Source organism: Paenibacillus sp. 79R4 (genome assembly GCF_013393165.1).
Taxonomy (GTDB): Bacteria; Bacillota; Bacilli; order Paenibacillales; family Paenibacillaceae; genus Fontibacillus.
In genome coordinates this window covers 241,279-260,090 of sequence record NZ_QJOT01000004.1, presented here as the reverse complement: position 1 = coordinate 260,090, position 18,812 = coordinate 241,279, and the positions used below count along the sequence as shown (strand labels likewise).

Sequence of the window (18,812 nt, the reverse complement as noted above, 5' to 3'; positions counted from 1 at the left end):
GAGTGCCGCTACGGCGTGAGGTGTCGCTGTAGAGTGGCACAATGGCGTGGTGGTATGAAGTAGCGTTATAGAGTGGTAGTGTGGAGTACGGTATGAACTGTGCTGTAGAGAGGTACCATGATGTGCCGCAACATTTCTAACGAAACTACAGATCGTTATTTCACCAAAATCAACAGCAAAAAAATTTTAACGAAACACCATATCGTTATTCGCCCGAAATTTGGGCTTAAGACCCCAAATATGCTCAAATAGCGATACCCAGTTTCGTTAAAATTTTTGGGAGCGCTTTTGGGCTCGAATAGCGATACCACGTTTCGTTAGAATTTGTTTAGGTATCTTATTGGCTTATGGGATGGCTGGAAAGGGGGAGGCCCCATGGAGCAGCGTATTTTATCGATTAAGGAATTGAATCGTTATATTCGTATGAAGCTGGAATCGGACTCCTTACTGCAGGACGTGTGGATTCGCGGGGAAATATCGAATTTCACCCATCATTCCAGCGGACATATGTATTTTACTCTAAAGGATAAAGACAGTCGGATTAAGACGATTATGTTCGCTTCCCATAATCAGCGCTTGCCGTTTATTCCGAAGGAGGGCGCGCGGGTGATCGCTCGCGGCAATGTCTCCGTCTATGAACGGGACGGGCAGTATCAGTTCTATGCGACACATATGCAGCCTGACGGAATCGGCAGCCTGTATTTGGCTTTTGAACAGCTAAAAGGCAAGCTGGAAGCGGAGGGGCTATTTGCACCGGAACGCAAGCGGCCGATTCCTCGTTATCCGAATGTGATCGGCGTGATCACCTCTCCGACGGGAGCGGCAGTGCGGGATATTATAACGACGTTGGCGCGACGCTATCCGCAGGCAGCGGTTGTGTTGTACCCGGTGCTTGTGCAGGGCAAAGCAGCGGCTCCTTCAATCGTGAAAGCGATACGCAGGCTGAACCAAATGGGCGAGGCCGACGTCTTGATCGTCGGCCGGGGCGGCGGCTCGCTTGAGGAGCTGTGGGCGTTCAACGAAGAGCAGGTCGCGCGGGCGATCTATCAGTCGGAAATCCCGGTCATATCGGCCGTAGGCCATGAGACGGATTTCACGATCGCCGACTTTGTCAGCGACCTGCGAGCGGCTACGCCCACCGCGGCGGCAGAGCTCGCTGTGCCGCACCGCCCCGAGCTGAAAGCCCAGCTCGGCCAATGCGAGCGCCTGCTGCAGCGCAGCCTGCAGCACCAGCTGGCCCAGGCGCGCGACATCTTGCGCCGCCGGGCCAATTCGCCGGCGCTGCGGCAGCCGCGCCGCAGTTTGTTCCAGCACGCGGAGCGGCTGGATATGTTGACGACGCGCCTCAAGGCGCGCGCGTCGGCCCGCAGGGAGCTGGCGGTCAGCTCGCATGGCCGCCTGAGCGCCCGTCTCCTGCGGCATCATCCGCAGGAGACCCTGCTTTATGCGAAGCGCAGGCAGGGCGAGATGGAGCGGCAGCTGAAGCAGGCGATGACAGGAATGCTCAAGGAGAATTCTCAGCGGCTGCATTCCAGCATACGTCAGCTGGATGCCCTGAGTCCGCTTAAGGTCATGGCCCGGGGGTACAGCCTTGTCTATGATGAACAGCATAAATCGTTAATCAAATCATTAAATGATGTTGAACCAGGGGATATGGTCAAGATCAAAGTTACGGATGGCGAGTTGGATTGTCAGGTATGGGGCATGAGACGGGAAGGAGATGAGAACAATCATGACAGATAAACAGGAAATGAGCTTCGAGGAAGCGATGAATCAATTGGAGACGATCGTAAATCAACTGGAGCATGGAGATGTTCCGCTGGAGAAAGCGATCGATCTGTTCCAGCAAGGCATGCAGCTGTCGCAGCTGTGTGGTGAGAAGCTGGGACAGGTGGAGCGCAAGGTCGAGATGATTGTGGAGGAGGACGGCGAGATCCGAAAGCAGCCGTTCATTCCGCAGACAGAGGAGAGCGAGACGCTTGGGTGATACATTGATAGCACATTATATCGAAGAAATTTCCGGCTTGGTCACTTCTCATCTGCGCACCATCTTCCCTGCAGATTGGGGGATTCCCACCAATCTGCATGAATCCATGCAGTATTCCTTAATGGCGGGAGGCAAACGCCTTCGTCCGCTGCTGGTAATTGCCACCGCGGAATCGCTGGGCGGCAGCCGCGAGGCTGCTTTGCCTGTGGCCTGCGCCGTGGAAATGGTACATACCTATTCGCTGATCCATGACGACTTGCCGGCGATGGATGATGATGATTTTCGGCGCGGCAAACCGACCAATCATAAAGTATTCGGCGAAGCCATGGCAATACTCGGCGGTGATGGGCTGTTGACCCACGCCTTCTATAGCGTTGTTGAAGCGCATCGCAAACACGGAGTTCCGGCGGAAGCTGTGCTCTCCATCGTAGAGGAACTGTCGCAATTCTCAGGTCCGGCCGGTATGGTCGGGGGACAAGCTGCGGATATGGAAGGTGAACAAGGGATAACCGGCCTGGAACAGCTTCAATATATTCATAAGCATAAAACTGGAGATTTGATCGTATTCTGTCTCAAGGCTGGGGGGCGGATTGCCGGAGCTTCGGCAGCACAACTGGAAGCGCTTGAAACCTATGGACGAAATATAGGGCTCGCTTTTCAAATCCAGGATGATATTCTTGATCTGGTTGGCGATGAGAGCAAGCTGGGCAAGAAAACTCAGAGCGATGTGAAGCAGCAGAAGGTAACCTATCCTTATTTTATTGGACTGGATGCCTCTAGAGCTGAAATGGAGCGACTTACGGCCGAAGCCAGACGGATTGTGTCGACGGGCTTGATCGGCGAACCGGACAGATTGCTGCAGATTGCTGATTATCTGCTGCGCAGAGACCATTAAATTGCAGGATAATTTCATGAATTTGAGATTCCTATGGTATAATGTAGACTATTATCAACAATGAGAAATCCAGTTTAGGAAGCGGGGAAAAATAATGCTGCTTTCGCAAATAAATGATCCGTGCGATCTGAAGAAATTATCTGTCGATCAACTGCCGACTCTTGCTGAAGAGGTGCGGCAATTTCTGATCGAGAAATTGTCGGTGACCGGCGGACATTTGGCATCCAATTTGGGTGTAGTTGAGTTGACGATTGCTCTTCATTATTGCTATAACAGTCCAAAAGATAAATTTATATTTGACGTTGGCCATCAGGCGTATGTGCATAAAATATTGACCGGCCGGATGGATCGCTTCGACAGTCTGCGCCAGCACAATGGCTTATGTGGCTTTGTCAAGCGCAACGAAAGTGAGCATGACGTATGGGAAGCAGGACATAGCAGCACTTCGTTATCCGCTGCCATGGGGATGGCGCTGGCCAGAGATCTCAAAGGCGCGGACAATAAAGTCGTAGCCATTATCGGTGACGGTGCTCTGACCGGGGGAATGGCTTTTGAAGCATTGAACCATATCGGTCATGAGAAGAAAGACATGATGGTTATTTTAAACGATAACGAGATGTCGATCGCTCCGAATGTCGGTGCGGTTCATAATTATTTAACGAAAATCCGCTCGGACCGTAATTACTTGCGGGCCAAGGATGAAGTTGAACAGCTGCTTAAGAAAATTCCCGCCATCGGTGGCAAATTAGCCAAGACGGTGGAGAAATTTAAAGACAGCCTGAAATATATGATGTTATCGGGCATTTTGTTCGAAGAGCTTGGATTTAAATATTTGGGGCCGGTGGATGGTCATGATGTCGAAGGTTTGATTGAGGCCTTTACCCAGGCTAATAATGTAAAAGGCCCTGTGCTTGTCCATGTCTTGACGACTAAGGGCAAGGGTTATTCTCCGGCGGAGAAGGACTCCTTTAAATGGCATGGAATTAGCCCATACAAAATCGAGTCCGGTCAACTTCTGAAAGCGGTTGGCAATCCGACTTATACCGATGTCTTTGGTCAGACCCTGATTGAACTTGGCGAACAGGATGAACGGATTGTAGCCGTCACTCCAGCAATGCCAGGCGGCTCGGGACTAGTTAAGTTTGCCGAACGGTTCCCGGACCGAATGATAGATGTCGGCATAGCTGAGCAGCATGCGGCCACGATGTGTGCGGCCTTGGCCATGGAAGGCATGAAGCCTGTATATGCTGTCTATTCGACGTTTATGCAGCGAGCTTACGACCAGATTGTACATGACATTTGCCGCCATAACGCTAACGTGATGTTTGCGATTGACCGCGCAGGCTTTGTCGGGGCAGATGGTGAGACGCATCAAGGTGTATTTGACATCGCATTTTTGCGCCATGTGCCAAATATCGTACTGATGATGCCAAAAGATGAGAATGAACTGCGTCATATGATGAAGACGGCGCTTGAATATAATGACGGGCCCATTGCTTACCGTTATCCGCGAAGCGGGGTTCCGGGAGTACAGCTTGATGAGGTATTGACTCCGATTCCAATCGGAACCTGGGAGACCGTGCGAGAAGGAGATGGACCGATCATAATTGCTGTAGGTCCGATGATTCAAATCGCTGAGGAAGCGGCAAACACATTGAAGCGCGATGGGATTTATTTGAATATCGTCAACGCGCGCTTCATTAAGCCGCTCGATGAGACCATGCTGCTGCAATTGGCGAAGTATAACAGACAGATGATTGTGATGGAGGAAGCCTGCGATGCAGGAAGTCTGGGCAGCGCTGTACTGGAGTTCTACGCTAAGCAGGGGATCGCAGGCCTGGATATTAGCCTCATGGGCATCCCTGATCGCTTCATCGAGCACGGCAGTGTGAAGGATCAGCTTCAGGAGGTTGGTCTGACGGCGGATAAGCTGGTTGAGAAGGTCCGCAGCTATCGGGCCGGACAGAAGTTTGCTTTTACCCAAAAAGCGAATCAATAACTGACTAAGCTCTATCCGGTTAATAAACCTCGCGAGAGATGATTTTTGTATCAGTCAGGAGAATTACATGTCAGTATCCAAGGAAAGATTAGATGTCCTGCTTGTAGAGCAGGGGTATTTTGACAGTAGGGAAAAAGCAAAAGCGGCCATTATGGCCGGGTTAGTCTATAGCGGGACACAACAGCTAGAAAAGGCTGGAACGAAGATTCCGCGAGATACGGCGTTATCGGTTAAAGGAGCTGTCCATCCTTATGTTGGTCGAGGCGGCTTGAAGCTGGAGAAGGCGCTGAAATGGTTCCAGATCGAGATGACCGGCCGTGTCATGCTTGATATCGGTTCTTCGACAGGCGGGTTCACGGACTGCGCCTTGCAGCATGGAGCCAGCTATGTCTATGCTATTGATGTTGGCTACAATCAGCTCGATTGGTCGCTGCGTAATGACGAGAGGGTGAATGTGAAGGAGCGGACCAACTTCAGGTATATGACCCCTGAGGATCTGGACGGTCCAATCCCGAATTTTGCCAGCATTGACGTTTCTTTTATATCGCTCAAGATTATTCTTCCGCCGCTTCTCGAACTGCTGCAGCGTCCCGCTGATGTCGTCGCACTGATTAAGCCGCAATTCGAAGCCGGGCGTGAGAAGGTGGGCAAGTCCGGTGTCGTTCGGGACCCGAAGGTCCACATCGAAGTGCTGGAGCAGGTCCTTGAAGAGGCGCTCGGCCTTGGATATGCGCTGCAGGGACTGACTTACTCGCCGATTACTGGCGGGGAGGGGAATGTTGAATTTTTGGCGCATCTGCGCCTGACTGAAAATTCAGTCCAGGAGGCTGATTCCGAAGCAATCTTGAAGCTTGCCCGTCAGGTGGTTGAGGAAGCTGGAGCAGTGTTCAGTGTGAACCCGTCGAAATGACGGGTTTTCATTTTTTTGTGGATTAGCGGAGGATTATATTGAAAACAGAACAGATGTTCCCTATAATAGGAGGTAAATAAAATGTTGCCTTCATGACAGGAGCTGGCCTTCATTTCGTCGAATTAATCTCTGAGGTGATTTCGGATGGGAGATTACTCTGACGGTTTATTGATGCTGCTGATTACGGGAATTATTCTGTTCTTGATTTACCGGACTTTTCGTTCCTGGGTACGCAAGCCTTTTACACTCAGATCCGGCATCGGATTTGAGATGAACGAGGAGATTCTGGATCATCCGGCGGTAAATATGCTGGAACAGGCAGGTTATGAGGTCCTCAGCGACAAGCTGAAGGTTCCATTAACCTTTAAGGTGGATGAACAAGTTTTTCACAGCCGTCTGTTTATCGACTATATTGTCGTCAAGAATAGGGAATTCTATATTGTTAGAACCTCCCGAGAACGATTGCCCATCGAGTGGACAGGCAGCGGCATGCGTAAGGATTTTCTGAGCTTCCTGCTGCTGTATCCGGATTGCGCCGGGGTCTTGTATATTGATTTGGAGCAAGAGACCATCCGGGAGATCGTCTTGACAGCAGGAGAATCCGAAGAGGATGAAATAGCCAATGAATGAACATGGAGGATGTTATGAAAGGTCAACGACATATTAAAATAAGAGAAATTATTTCAAATCGGGAAGTTGAAACACAGGATGAATTGGTCGAAGCGCTTAGGGAATCCGGCTTTCAGGTTACCCAGGCTACAGTATCCCGCGACATCAAAGAATTGATGCTGATTAAGGTTCCTACAGATGACGGTCGTTATAAATATTCGTTGCCGACGGCACAGCGTTATAATCCGATCCAGAAGCTGCAGCGCGCGCTGGTCGATAGCTTCGTAAGCATCGATCATACCGGCAATCTGGTGGTCATCAAATGCTTGCCGGGGACGGCCAATTCGGTTGCGGTTCTGCTCGATAATATGGAATGGCCGGATCTTCTTGGAACGATCTGCGGAGACGATACAATTTTAATGATCTGTCGGGACGAAGCGTACAGCCATTTTGTAATCGACCAAATTATGGGTTTTATTTCCTGATTTGTGATATTGCCTTAATTGGGAAAGGGGTTGTCGTGCGTTGTTAGTCCATTTATCGATCCGGAATTTGGCGGTTGTGGAGGCAGTAGACGTCAAATTTCATAATGGATTTCATGTTCTTACCGGTGAGACAGGTGCAGGTAAATCGATCATTATCGATGCTCTGGGTCTTTTAGCTGGAGGCCGCGGCTCTGCGGATTTGATTCGCTATGGCTGCGAGCGAGCGGAGATGGAGGCTTCCTTTGACCTGCCGCCAGCTCATTCGGTATGGACCACACTTGCGGATTTCGGCATTAGTGCAAGTTCAGAGGAGCTATTGATCATTCGTCGTGAGATCAGTGCCCAGGGCAAGAGTACTGCACGAATCAATGGTCAGCTTGTCAATTTGTCCATGCTGCGCGAGGTCGGGGAGCAATTAATCAATTTACATGGACAACATGAGCATGGAACCCTGCTTCGACCGGAGCTGCATCTGGGACTGCTGGATGCTTATGGGGCTGAGGCAATCCGTCCTGTTAAGGCGAAATACCAGGATACATACTCTGCCTATGCTAAAGTCGATAAGGAATATAATGATCTTCGCAATACCAGTCAGCAAGCGCTGCAAATGCTCGATTTGTATCGCTTTCAAATTGAAGAGATCGCAGCGGCTGGATTAAAAGCTGGTGAAGATGAATTATTACTGGAGGAAAAGAACAAGCTATCCCATAGTGAGAAAATGATGGACTCGATATCTCTGGCTTATGATCTGCTTTATGGGTCCCAAGGATTGGAAGCTGTTGCGAAGGCATTAGCCAAACTGAATGACGTTGCAGGCTTCGATCAACGCGGTATCGGCCCGATGCTGGAGCAACTGCAAAGCGCTTATTATCAGCTTGAGGATGCCTCCTATAGTCTGCGTAATTACAGGGATAATATTGAATTTAATCCCGAGCGCCTGGAGGAAGTGGAGGATCGGCTTGATCTGCTGTCTTCCCTGAAGCGCAAGTATGGTGACAATGCCGAGGATATTTTGGCTTATTATAATAAGATTCTCCAAGAGACGGAGACGCTGGAGAATAAGGATGAATTGCTGGATAAGCTTGAAGCCAAACGTGAAGAGCTGCTGAAGCAGCTGCTTGATGAGGGCGAGCAGCTGAGCACTGTGCGGCGCCGGATGGCGGAGGAGCTTGCTGCTCAGATCGAAATAGAGCTTAAGGAACTGCAGATGGAGCGGACTTCATTTAAGGTGAAGCTGGATTGGAATGAAGACACTCAGGGCGTAGATTGGCTGGGCAGAAAGATCCGTCCTGGCCGTCATGGTATCGATGTTGCCGAGTTTCTAATATCGCCCAATCCGGGGGAACCCTTGCGTCCTTTGAGCAAGATTGCTTCCGGCGGGGAATTGTCGCGGATTATGCTAGCGATGAAGAGCATCTTCGCTCGTCATGATAATGTTCCTGTACTTATATTTGATGAAGTGGATACAGGGGTGAGCGGGCGTGCCGCCCAGTCGATCGCCGAGAAGCTGTTCCGCTTATCGAGAACATGCCAGGTCTTCTCCATTACGCACTTGCCCCAGGTAGCGTGTATGGCGGATCAGCAATATTTAATCGAGAAGATCGTAGCGGATGGGCGGACCATGACTCAGATCGAGGAGCTTAGCGAGGAAGGGCGCGTAAATGAATTGGCCCGCATGCTTGGGGGTGTCGAGATTACTGAGAAGACGCAGCATCATGCCCAGGAAATGCTTAAGCTGGCTGCGGCTCAAAAGGATTCAATTTGGGGCCGGAACAATGATTGACAGTAATAAAAGACCTGCCCCAGGGTATCTTATAGGTACGCAATTGGCGACCACCTTTTCGTCAAGCGAAGAAGCTAAAGGGAGTGTGACAGCCATTGAACCCGAACCTAACCAAGAGATTACTCGGTCTTTTATTTGCCTTTTTCTTATGTTTTCTCGGTTCAACCGCGGTAAATGGACAATCCTTCAATTTGCCGGATGAGCTGCGCTTGTTCCAGGGGCAGGGTACACAGCTAAATTTAGCTTTGCCCGTACAAGCATCTGTTAGCGTTGATCGACCCGATGTACTTACGCTAAATGGGCAGGCAGTTCCAACGATGACAGTCTCCCTAGGCGAACCGCTCAAGCTGGATAGTGTCGGCAGCGGTGAAGCCAATATCCGCATGAAATTATTCGGACAAATTCCTCTCAAGACCGTGAAAGTTAATGTAATCCCTGACTTGAAGGTCATCCCCGGAGGGCAGACGATCGGAGTGAAAGTGAAATCCGCAGGCATCCTTGTCGTAGGTCATCATCAGGTAGCAACGAACCATGACAAGTTATCCCCTGGTGAAGTGGCTGGACTGAAGACAGGTGATTTAATTACCCATTTGAATGGCGTCGAATTAAAGGATGTCAAAGATGTTGCGATTATTGCAGACCAAGCGGGCAAGAAAAACCAGCCGATTAAAGTTACTTACAAGCGCGGCGGAAGAACTTATACGACATTGCTTACTCCCGCTTTTGACAATCAGGATCGTTCCTGGAGGATTGGGTTGTATATCCGCGACTCAGCTGCAGGTGTTGGAACATTAACTTTCTACGCGCCCAAGCATGGGGTATATGGAGCTCTGGGACATGTCATTACCGATATGAATACCCAGACCCCGATTGTCGTAGGCAGTGGGCAGATTTTGCAATCCAGCGTAACGTCGATTTCCAAGAGCGAGAGTGGAGAGCCTGGAGAGAAGCGAGCTCATTTTATTAAAGAAGGAAAAACTCTTGGAACCATTGAACGGAATACTCCATTTGGCATCTTCGGTAAAATGGGCGAAAATCCTGAACATAGTGTCTATAAAGACGGGATCCCTGTTGCTTTTTCTGAAGAAGTAAAGGAAGGACCGGCAGAAATTTTAACCGTTGTTGAAGGGCAGAAGGTGGAGAGGTTTAAAGTCGAAATCATTCATGTATCCCGGCAAAATGCTCCGGAGACCAAAGGATTGGTGCTGCGTATTACAGATTCGCGCCTGATCGAGAAGACCGGAGGAATTGTACAAGGAATGAGCGGCAGCCCTATAATCCAGAATGGCAAGCTAATCGGTGCAGTAACCCATGTCTTTGTGAACGATCCGCGTTCGGGTTATGGTTGCTTCATCGAATGGATGCTGCAGGATGCAGGAGTTCTTAAGCATAAACCAACTTACCAGGATCTTAAGGCTAGTTAGCCTTAGGATCTTTTCTTTAGAGGAAAATTGTGTTGTTGGACAGGGATAATACAGCTCCGGGGCGATAAATATTTTGTCGCTGGCGAGAGGTGTTTTATGCAAAGCTTTGTCGAAATTAATAAAAAGTTATCGCAATCTGTAAATAAATAATATATTATATCTTAAACGAATAAAAAATTAAAGAAAAAAATTTTTCGACAGAAGGAATTTACTTTCGCATGTCGAATCCTTAATCTGGAAGAGAAAGTAAGTTAATAATTTATTCAAGTACTTAAGGAGGACGTCGTCAGTGCAGAAAATTGAAGTGTTGTTGGCGGATGATAATCGGGAATTTACGAATTTGCTCGGGGAGTACATCTCGGAGCAGGACGATATGATCGTCTCGGGAATTGCTTATAATGGCGAAGAAGTGCTGGAGATGATCGACAACGCTTCTAAAATTCCGGACGTGTTGATTCTGGATATTATCATGCCGCATCTGGACGGTCTGGGCGTATTGGAACGGTTACGCGAAATGAATTTGACTCCGCAGCCCAAAATTATTATGTTGACCGCTTTTGGTCAGGAGAACATTACGCAACGTGCTGTACAGCTTGGAGCATCATACTACATCCTTAAGCCTTTCGATATGGAGGTTCTCGTCAATCGTATTCGTCAATTGGTGGGCGTATCGGCGGTAACAATGGGGACAACGCCATCCTCATCCTTCAGCAAATCGAATGTTGTTCCAATTGGCAAAGGCAAAAACTTGGACGCGAACATAACAACTATCATACATGAGATCGGGGTGCCTGCGCATATTAAGGGATATCAGTATCTGCGCGAGGCCATTACAATGGTTTACAATAACATTGAAATCCTGGGAGCCATTACGAAAACTCTGTATCCAGCGATCGCTGAGAAATTCAAGACGACACCTTCCCGTGTGGAACGCGCCATCCGTCATGCCATCGAAGTTGCTTGGACGCGCGGCAACCTTGACTCCATCAGCCACCTGTTTGGCTACACCGTTAACATCAGCAAATCGAAACCAACTAACAGCGAATTCATCGCGATGGTAGCAGATAAGCTGCGGATTGAGCATAAGGTGTCTTGAAAGGGTAAAGAATAGGAAATACCGCTCTTTATCGGCTCCTTCGGAAACCGATAAAGAGCGGTATTTTTATGACGAATTCGATCTAAGAATAGGCGAACATGGAGTTGTCTTGCCAATCCCACCCTGCCGTTCTATACTGACTCATATACTTTATAACATCGTTTTTTATACAAAGGTAGGGATTGGGATATGAATACAGCGCAGTTTCAGCAGTATGTTAGAGAGTACAGCAAGGAGAAGGGCTTTGAGTCGAGCAGTATTGAACAGCGGATGCTTTATTTGATGACCGAAGTAGGGGAGCTGTCGAAAGAAGTTCTTGAGGTGTCCTTCGATCCAGCAGCAGAGAAGAAAGAGAACCTTGGCTTTGAGATGTATGATGTCGTCTGGAATATATTCGATTTGGCCAACAAGCTGGGAATCGATCTGGATCAAGCTTTTAAGAAGAAGATGAAGATTAACGAACAGAGGACTTGGGGGTAGCTACGGCTAGCTATGGCTAACCGGGTGAATCGGTATCTGTGTCCGAAATACATAACGTCAAGAGGCCGGTAGTGGAGCTTGGCGTTTTTTTTATTTTTATGAGGTCGGGTGACTTGCTTAAGATTTGCATGTTATGATAAATGGAAATATTAAACAGAGGAGATGTCGGTGGCTTTTTATGTGAAGTATAGGGATCAGGAAACCGATAGCGAGAAGGAGATCCGGTATATTGTCAGGTCGTCGGCTGAATCAGAGGCTGAACGGTTGCGAGAAGAAGGGCAATTGGACGTTATCGTAATGGATGAGATGCGTAGAAATATTAAAAAGTATGAACCACGCAATTTGGTTTCGATGATTTTATTCGCGTTTGGAATTGTGTTGATTATTTTGTCGCTAGTGATCGGAATGATTATAGGTATTATGGACAGTCGTCTAAGCAAGGGTCTCAGCTTATGGAATGCGCTTGTTTATTGGATTTATGGTGGGGCTGCCGGCTTTTTATTCATTGGCATCGCTGAGATTATTACATGGCTGCAGCGGATCCACGCCGCTATTCAGAAGTCTGAGGGGAAGCCGGAGTAATACACTGGACCAGGTGGAAATGTAACTGATCTTTCAGCGCTCTTTTATCTCTTATGCTACAATAAATAAGTGAAATCTCGTCAGCATCATATGAATAGCTATATTAGTGTAAATGGGAGGACGAAGGACGTTGGAAGAGACAAAGGAGATTCAAGCGAGGCTTGAACAATATAGAGATAGATTGGAACAGTTGGATGAAAAAGTTCATAACAAGCAGTGGATTGGAGAATTAATCGATCAGCTGCAGCAGTTGGAAGAGGAAAATAAGCGATTGAAGAAGACGATTCTTCGTCTCTCGGCCAAGCATAATCCAAGGATGTCTACCAAGTTGAAGGATGCTTTGTATGAGTGATCGATTTTTATGCAAGCTGTTTATTAGACTATAAAAAACTCTTTCCCAATGCGTACATAAATTACAGCAGGGAGAGAGTTTTTTGTTTAAGTCCGGGTCGCAATGGGAGCAGAGTGATCGGTTACTCCGTGACGGTACCCTTCTTGTGGCGCTTGCCATAGCCGCGTTTGCGGTCGCGAAAATAAATCCAGCCCGCCAAGAAGCTGATGCCAGCTGCAAATAGCAATAACCCCACAATAAAATTCAACCAGTCGAAGGTAGGGGCGGCCAAGGCGTCATTGCCATGCTGGGAATAATAAAGGAAAACAGCATCCTTGATTTTCAAAAAGCCGATCATAGCTGCGATGCCGGGAATGACCAGAATAACAATCGCAATAAAACGGGAGATCATCAGCTTCATCGTATATGTATCCCTTTCCTTTCGCGAACAGTAATGAATTGGAATTATTCTAATCATACCTTCTTCTTAGGATTCTGTCTATTTACAAGCCTGATTTGTAATCATTCAAAAACGAGGTAAAATGTAGAATATAGCAAATGTAATTATTCGAAATAGAATGGTGGAGATATATTTATGGCGATAACATGTGACGTAGCTGTGCTTGGTGGAGGGACGGGCGGATATATTGCCGCAATTCGTGCCGCGCAACTGGGTAAAGAGGTCGTAATTATAGAGCAGGACAAGCTGGGGGGAACTTGCCTTCATCGCGGTTGTATTCCTAGCAAGGCGCTCCTCCGCAGCGCGGAACTATATTCGCAAATGAAGGATAGCGCCAGCTACGGCATCGAGACGAGCGGCTTGTCGCTGGTATTCCCGAAGGTGCAGGAGCGGAAGCTGGCGATTGTAGATCAATTATATAAAGGTGTTCAGTATTTGATGAAAAAAAATAAGATCACCGTCATCCAAGGGAAAGGCCGGGTGATCGGTCCTTCTATTTTCTCGCCAAAGAGCGGCGCTGTTGCGGTCGAGTTGAATGATGGAGAAATGGAGACAGTTGTTCCGACGAATCTGATTATTGCGACCGGATCGCGTCCGCGCAGCCTGCCAGGGCTTGTTCCTGATGGAGAGCATATTCTGAGCAGCGATGAGGCGCTCCTGCTGGAGGATTTGCCTGAATCCATGATCATCGTAGGCGGCGGCGTCATTGGCGTTGAATGGGCTTCTTTGCTTCAGGATTTCGGTGTCCATGTTACTGTAGTTGAAGCGGCGGGACAACTGCTGCCTGCCGAAGACGAAGAGGTGGCCCGCGAGCTGCAGAAACATTTGCTTAAGCGGGGAATTAAAGTGCTGACAGGTGTCAAGGTATCGCCGGATACCTATGCTGTGATGGACGGCCAGGTACATATCTCGGCCCAGCAAGGGGAACAGACGATTGAATTACAAGCGGACAAGCTGCTCATTTCGGTTGGAAGACAAGCTAATGTCGAGAATATCGGCCTGGAAAATACGGATATTGCGTTGAGCAACGGGTTTATCCGCGTCAATGAGCATATGCAAACAACGGAGCCGCATATTTATGCGATCGGCGACTGCATCGGCGGTTTGCAGTTGGCTCATGCAGCCAGCCATGAAGGTTTGGTTGCCGTGCATCACATGGCCGAAGAAGAGTTACATTATGATGAGAACCAAGTCCCACGCTGTGTGTACAGTCGACCGGAAGTGGCATCTGTGGGTCTAAGCGAGAAGGAAGCTAAAGCTAAGGGCCATGAGGTTAAGATTGGCAAAGCTCCATTCTCGGTGATCGGCAAAGCGCTGGTACACGGTGATAAAGAGGGCTTTGTAAAAATCGTGACCGATGCGAACAGCCAGGATATTCTTGGTGTTCAAATGATCGGGAATCATGTTACAGAGCTGATTAACCAGACTGCAATGGCGGCCATCCTGGATGCTACACCTTGGGAACTGGGGCAAGTGGCCTTTGCTCATCCTTCGCTGTCCGAAATTATCGGGGAAGCGGCGCTGGTTGTAGACGGCCAAAATATCAACTTTTAATTTCCCCTAACGAAACATGGTATCGCTATTTGGTTCCAAATAAGCTGCAAAACATTTTAACGAAACGCGGTATCGTTATTTTGGCTATTTGGAGCTTAATGCCTGAAATTCTCGCTAATAACGATATGGTGTTTCGTTAGATTTTATTTGCCGCTGTTTTTGAGGTAATAACGATCTGTAGTTTCGTTAAAATCTGCCCCACTTGGCACCCTGATTCCATATCGCGCACTAACAGGCTTTAGGTTCATCTAATCTAATTGCATGGTATTGTTCTGAGTATCAGAAGGGTGGAAACCGGCTTTTCGAACTAGTGCTTTTAAATGTTTTCTTTTTGCCGGGAAAAGGTTTATAATAAGGTTAACCCAAGTCTTAGTACCAGGTTTTAAGATAAGGCAACATAAGACGTTATAAGATACGGGAACCATATGAAGGAGGTAACTCCATGAACGCAAAAAATTCAGTTCAAACGAAGCCAAGACATGAGCAGCTCGGATTATCAGAAACCGCAGTAGTAGACATGTATAAATATATGGTGCTCGCTCGTAAATTCGATGAGCGCTGCTTATTGCTCCAGCGAGCAGGCAAGATTAATTTTCATGTTTCCGGCATTGGCCAGGAGAGCACACAGATTGCTGCAGCGTTTGCGCTTGATCGTGAACGCGACTATTTTCTTCCGTATTATCGGGACTACGGATTTGTACTTTCCGTCGGCATGACCTTAAAGGAATTAATGCTGTCAGCCTTTGCCAAGGCGGATGACCCGAACAGCGGCGGTCGGCAAATGCCGGGCCATTTTGGCAGCAAACGGCTGCGTATCGTAACTGGCTCCAGTCCTGTAACGACACAGGTTCCGCATGCGGTTGGTGTAGCATTATCGGCGAAAATGCAGAAGAAGGATATCGTCTCCTTCGTAACCTTTGGCGAAGGCTCCAGCAACCAGGGGGATTTCCACGAAGGGCTTAACTTCGCTGGTGTGCAGAAGCTGCCGGTTATTTTTCTGTGTGAGAACAACCAGTATGCGATCTCTGTACCGATCAAGAAACAGCTTGGTGGCAAGGTAAGCGATCGTGCGCTTGGCTACGGATTCCCGGGAATTCGTGTGGATGGCAATGATCCCCTTGAAGTATACCGGGTTGTGAAGGAAGCGCGTGAGCGTGCAGTCCGCGGCGAGGGGCCAACCTTGATTGAAGCGATGATGTACAGACTCTCTCCGCACTCGACCTCGGATAACGATCTGGCTTATCGTACCAAAGAGGAAGTCGATGAGAATTGGAAGAAAGACGGCCTCCCAAGAATGAAAACTTATTTAATGGAATGCGGCTTATGGAGCGAGGAGCAGGAAGCAGCGCTAGCGGAGGAAATCAAGCAAGAGCTTAAATTAGCCATTGATGAAGCTGAGCGCGCTTCGTTCCCGAACCCCGAGGATACGCTGCTGCATGTATACGCGAACGATGGGGAGGGACAATGAGATGCCGGTAATGGAATATGTGGATGCGCTTCGCCTGGCTATGCAGGAAGAGATGGAGCGCGATGAACGAGTCTTTGTACTGGGGGAAGATGTTGGCGTCAAAGGCGGCGTGTTCACTACGACGAAAGGGCTGCAGCAGCAGTTCGGCGAAGAGCGGGTTATCGATACGCCGCTGGCTGAATCCGCGATTGCTGGTGTAGCGATTGGAGCGGCGATGTACGGTATGAGACCGATCGCCGAGATGCAATATTCCGACTTCATGCTGCCTGCTACGAACCAGATTATTAGTGAGGCTGCTAAAATTCGGTATCGCTCGAACAATGACTGGGATTGTCCGCTCGTGGTTCGCGCACCGATCGGCGGCGGTATTTTCGGCGGATTGTATCACTCCCAATGTCCGGAATCGATCTTCTTCGGTACACCGGGACTGAAAATTGTAGCTCCTTATTCAGCGTATGATGCGAAAGGGCTGCTGAAGGCTGCAATCCGCGACCCTGATCCGGTGCTGTTCTTCGAGAATAAGAAATGCTACAAGCTGATCAAGGGCGATGTTCCGGAAGAGGATTATACGGTTCCACTGGGCAAAGCCAACCTGCTTCGCGAAGGCGAGGACATTACAGTGATCAGCTACAGCCTGCCGCTTCATTTCGCCATGCAGGCTGCGGAGGAGCTGGAGGCTGAGCAAGGCATCACTTCGCATATCCTGGATTTGCGTACCCTTCAGCCATTGGACCGAGAAGCGATTATCGCTGCGGTCAAGAAGACCGGGAAAGTGCTGATCGTTCACGAAGACAACAAGACAGGCGGCATTGGGGCTGAAGTATCGGCGATTATTGCTGAGGAATGTTTATATGATCTCGATGCTCCGATCCAGCGGTTGTGCGGGCCGGACGTGCCAGCGATGCCGATTAATCCGCCGATGGAGAAGTTCTTCATGCTGAACAAAGACAAGTTAAAGGAAGCAATGCTTCAATTAGCGCTATATTAAAATATGCTGTTCAAAAAGGCCGATTTTTCTGCGCCAGAAGGTTGGATGAAGCTAAACGAATGGGCCGAGCTGCAGTTTCGGAGAAATGACTTCGTAAGGATAGGCTTGCAGGATGATGTGAGCCTCTGTGATATTTCCGAAGGAGACATATTACTTCGACTTGCACTGGCTTAGCCTAGGCTGAACTTAAAGATCCGATGCCGAATAGCCTCCCGATTTTCTTCGTGTTAGATATAGATTTATAGGCTTTCAGCGGAAGCTGACAAGAATTCTATATCGCAAAGAAAACAAACTTAAAGTCGCGGTCAGCTCATTCTAGAGTTACTTCGGTACTTTTTCTTAACCAATCGGACTTTTTGAACAACCTCTAAATGGGAGTGAGAGCATGTTCAAGAAAGTAATGAATGATATTGTGATGCCGCAATTGGCAGAATCGCTCGTATCGGCTACGGTCGGCAAATGGCTTAAGAAGCCGGGCGATCCTGTAGAGCAATATGAACCAATCTGCGAAGTCATTACCGATAAAGTGAATGCTGAGATTCCGTCGACTCTGGACGGGATTATGGGTGAGCTTCTCGTACAGGAAGGCGAGGAGATTGCTGTAGGAACGATCATCTGCCGGATTGAGACAGAGCAAGCCGTGTCTGCTGCGGAGCAGGAGTCGCAAGCGGCTGAATCTGTACAAGCTACCGCAGGCGCTTCCGTAGATAACGGCGATTCACAGCGAGCCAGATACTCGCCTGCAGTTCAGACCTTAGCGGCTGAACATGGTATAAATCTTCAAGCGGTTCCAGGCACAGGGCTGGGCGGCAGAGTGACGCGCAAGGATGTATTGCATTACATCGAGAACCAGGGCTCTGCTAATGCGGCCACCGCGGCTCCGGCGGCCTCGCAATCGGTACCTGCAACGCAGCCTCAGACTGCACCTGTACAAGCTGTAGTAACGCCAGGTATTATTCCTGCGGCTCCCGCTTCAGAGCCTGTACGTCATTCAGGCCTGCACCTAACCGAGACCCCGCGCATTCCGACGATCGAAGTAGAGGGCGGACGCTCCGAATACTTCATTGATGTTACGCCGATTCGCAATACGATTGCGACCCGGATGCGTCAGAGCGTATCGGAGATTCCGCATGGTTGGATGATGATCGAGGTCGATGTAACCAGCCTTGTACAGCTTCGCAATAAGCTGAAGAACGAATTTAAGCAAAAGGAAGGCATCAACCTGACTTATTTGGCCTTTGTTCTTAAAGCCGTTGTTGGTGCGATTAAAGACTATCCGATTATGAATTCCGTCTGGGCGGTCGACAAGATTATCGTCAAGCGGGACATCAATCTGTCTCTGGCCGTTGGTACTGAAGACTCTGTGTTAACTCCAGTCATCAAAAATGCCGATCAGAAGAGCATCGCCGGTCTTGCCCGGGAGATCGATGAGTTGGCTTCCAAGGTTCGCGCAGGCAAATTGAAACTGGACGATATGCAGGGCGGGACTTTTACCGTGAACAATACCGGTTCCTTCGGTTCAATCCTGACACAGCCGATTATCAATTATCCGCAAGCCGCCATCCTGACCTTCGAATCCATTGTGAAGCGTCCGGTGGTGATCAATGATATGATTGCGGTTCGTTCAATGGCGAATCTGTGTCTGTCACTGGATCATCGTATTTTGGATGGCGTCATCTGCGGCCGGTTCATGCAGCGCGTGAAGGACAATATCGAAGGCTTTACGCTGGATACGCAAGTTTATTGATTCTTCTGGGGGAC

18 protein-coding genes are annotated in these 18,812 nt (G+C 48.8%); 17 read left to right on the top strand and 1 reads right to left on the bottom strand.

Annotated elements, in window-relative coordinates:
* Window positions 1-375 precede the first annotated feature (375 nt).
* The 13 genes from xseA (at window position 376) to DMN77_RS07115 (ending at window position 12,602) form a co-directional block, all read left to right on the top strand.
* Window positions 376-1,743 (top strand): exodeoxyribonuclease VII large subunit, encoded by a 1,368-nt coding sequence (xseA, locus tag DMN77_RS07175; RefSeq protein WP_179014171.1) that lies wholly within the window; start codon window positions 376-378, stop codon window positions 1,741-1,743.
* Complete coding sequence (gene xseB / locus DMN77_RS07170; RefSeq protein ID WP_179014169.1) at window positions 1,733-1,987, top strand: exodeoxyribonuclease VII small subunit; 255 nt, start codon at window positions 1,733-1,735, stop codon at window positions 1,985-1,987. The genes xseA and xseB overlap by 11 nt, the downstream gene beginning before the upstream one ends.
* The gene (locus tag DMN77_RS07165; protein ID WP_372775522.1) at window positions 1,980-2,882 is read left to right on the top strand and encodes a polyprenyl synthetase family protein; all 903 of its coding nucleotides are present in this window, start codon (window positions 1,980-1,982) and stop codon (window positions 2,880-2,882) included. The genes xseB and DMN77_RS07165 overlap by 8 nt, the downstream gene beginning before the upstream one ends.
* Window positions 2,883-2,976: 94 nt before the next feature.
* The gene (dxs, locus tag DMN77_RS07160) at window positions 2,977-4,881 is read left to right on the top strand and encodes a 1-deoxy-D-xylulose-5-phosphate synthase (protein ID WP_068781815.1); all 1,905 of its coding nucleotides are present in this window, start codon (window positions 2,977-2,979) and stop codon (window positions 4,879-4,881) included.
* Between the two features lie 67 nt (window positions 4,882-4,948).
* Entirely contained in the window at window positions 4,949-5,791 is an 843-nt protein-coding gene (locus tag DMN77_RS07155) for a TlyA family RNA methyltransferase (protein WP_068781814.1), read from the top strand.
* A 144-nt stretch (window positions 5,792-5,935) separates the two neighbouring features.
* Window positions 5,936-6,421 (top strand): hypothetical protein, encoded by a 486-nt coding sequence (locus DMN77_RS07150; protein ID WP_068781813.1) that lies wholly within the window; start codon window positions 5,936-5,938, stop codon window positions 6,419-6,421.
* A gap of 14 nt (window positions 6,422-6,435) precedes the next feature.
* Entirely contained in the window at window positions 6,436-6,885 is a 450-nt protein-coding gene (gene ahrC / locus DMN77_RS07145) for a transcriptional regulator AhrC/ArgR (protein WP_068781838.1), read from the top strand.
* 40 nt (window positions 6,886-6,925) lie between these two features.
* Complete coding sequence (recN, locus tag DMN77_RS07140; RefSeq protein ID WP_179014167.1) at window positions 6,926-8,668, top strand: DNA repair protein RecN; 1,743 nt, start codon at window positions 6,926-6,928, stop codon at window positions 8,666-8,668.
* Between the two features lie 95 nt (window positions 8,669-8,763).
* Entirely contained in the window at window positions 8,764-10,092 is a 1,329-nt protein-coding gene (gene spoIVB, locus DMN77_RS07135) for a SpoIVB peptidase (protein WP_068781811.1), read from the top strand.
* Between the two features lie 289 nt (window positions 10,093-10,381).
* Window positions 10,382-11,188: a sporulation transcription factor Spo0A gene (spo0A, locus tag DMN77_RS07130; RefSeq protein ID WP_068781810.1), complete on the top strand. Its 807-nt coding sequence runs from the start codon at window positions 10,382-10,384 to the stop codon at window positions 11,186-11,188.
* 189 nt (window positions 11,189-11,377) lie between these two features.
* Window positions 11,378-11,668, top strand: a complete 291-nt coding sequence (locus DMN77_RS07125; protein WP_068781809.1) for a MazG nucleotide pyrophosphohydrolase domain-containing protein — start codon at window positions 11,378-11,380, stop codon at window positions 11,666-11,668.
* Between the two features lie 168 nt (window positions 11,669-11,836).
* The gene (locus DMN77_RS07120) at window positions 11,837-12,250 is read left to right on the top strand and encodes a hypothetical protein (protein WP_068781808.1); all 414 of its coding nucleotides are present in this window, start codon (window positions 11,837-11,839) and stop codon (window positions 12,248-12,250) included.
* A 130-nt stretch (window positions 12,251-12,380) separates the two neighbouring features.
* Complete coding sequence (locus DMN77_RS07115; protein ID WP_229521068.1) at window positions 12,381-12,602, top strand: hypothetical protein; 222 nt, start codon at window positions 12,381-12,383, stop codon at window positions 12,600-12,602.
* Between the two features lie 121 nt (window positions 12,603-12,723).
* On the opposite strand, the gene DMN77_RS07110 is transcribed toward DMN77_RS07115, so the two are convergent.
* Window positions 12,724-13,002 (bottom strand): DUF2627 domain-containing protein, encoded by a 279-nt coding sequence (locus DMN77_RS07110; protein ID WP_068781806.1) that lies wholly within the window; start codon window positions 13,000-13,002, stop codon window positions 12,724-12,726.
* Window positions 13,003-13,176: 174 nt separating this feature from the next.
* Between DMN77_RS07110 and lpdA the strand changes: the two genes are divergently transcribed.
* From lpdA to DMN77_RS07090, 4 genes are all read left to right on the top strand, one after another.
* Window positions 13,177-14,595, top strand: a complete 1,419-nt coding sequence (gene lpdA / locus DMN77_RS07105; RefSeq protein ID WP_179014160.1) for a dihydrolipoyl dehydrogenase — start codon at window positions 13,177-13,179, stop codon at window positions 14,593-14,595.
* Between the two features lie 442 nt (window positions 14,596-15,037).
* The gene (locus DMN77_RS07100) at window positions 15,038-16,063 is read left to right on the top strand and encodes a thiamine pyrophosphate-dependent dehydrogenase E1 component subunit alpha (protein WP_068781804.1); all 1,026 of its coding nucleotides are present in this window, start codon (window positions 15,038-15,040) and stop codon (window positions 16,061-16,063) included.
* A 1-nt stretch (window position 16,064) separates the two neighbouring features.
* On the top strand, window positions 16,065-17,051 hold the full coding sequence (locus DMN77_RS07095; protein ID WP_179014158.1) for an alpha-ketoacid dehydrogenase subunit beta: 987 nt from the start codon (window positions 16,065-16,067) through the stop codon (window positions 17,049-17,051).
* Between the two features lie 385 nt (window positions 17,052-17,436).
* Window positions 17,437-18,798 carry a dihydrolipoamide acetyltransferase family protein gene (locus DMN77_RS07090; RefSeq protein WP_068781802.1) on the top strand — a complete coding sequence of 454 codons (1,362 nt, stop codon included), beginning with the start codon at window positions 17,437-17,439 and terminating at the stop codon, window positions 18,796-18,798.
* Window positions 18,799-18,812 lie beyond the last annotated feature (14 nt).

Bases quoted from the DNA above. Each gene is read 5' to 3' on its own strand.
- lpdA (WP_179014160.1), top strand. From the start codon at position 13,177: ATGGCGATAACATGTGACGTAGCTGTGCTTGGTGGAGGGACGGGCGGA.
- xseA (WP_179014171.1), top strand. From the start codon at position 376: ATGGAGCAGCGTATTTTATCGATTAAGGAATTGAATCGTTATATTCGT.
- DMN77_RS07110 (WP_068781806.1), bottom strand. From the start codon at position 13,002: ATGAAGCTGATGATCTCCCGTTTTATTGCGATTGTTATTCTGGTCATT.
- DMN77_RS07090 (WP_068781802.1), top strand. From the start codon at position 17,437: ATGTTCAAGAAAGTAATGAATGATATTGTGATGCCGCAATTGGCAGAA.
- DMN77_RS07095 (WP_179014158.1), top strand. From the start codon at position 16,065: ATGCCGGTAATGGAATATGTGGATGCGCTTCGCCTGGCTATGCAGGAA.
- DMN77_RS07155 (WP_068781814.1), top strand. From the start codon at position 4,949: ATGTCAGTATCCAAGGAAAGATTAGATGTCCTGCTTGTAGAGCAGGGG.
- DMN77_RS07125 (WP_068781809.1), top strand. From the start codon at position 11,378: ATGAATACAGCGCAGTTTCAGCAGTATGTTAGAGAGTACAGCAAGGAG.
- ahrC (WP_068781838.1), top strand. From the start codon at position 6,436: ATGAAAGGTCAACGACATATTAAAATAAGAGAAATTATTTCAAATCGG.
- DMN77_RS07100 (WP_068781804.1), top strand. From the start codon at position 15,038: ATGAACGCAAAAAATTCAGTTCAAACGAAGCCAAGACATGAGCAGCTC.
- dxs (WP_068781815.1), top strand. From the start codon at position 2,977: ATGCTGCTTTCGCAAATAAATGATCCGTGCGATCTGAAGAAATTATCT.
- DMN77_RS07150 (WP_068781813.1), top strand. From the start codon at position 5,936: ATGGGAGATTACTCTGACGGTTTATTGATGCTGCTGATTACGGGAATT.
- xseB (WP_179014169.1), top strand. From the start codon at position 1,733: ATGACAGATAAACAGGAAATGAGCTTCGAGGAAGCGATGAATCAATTG.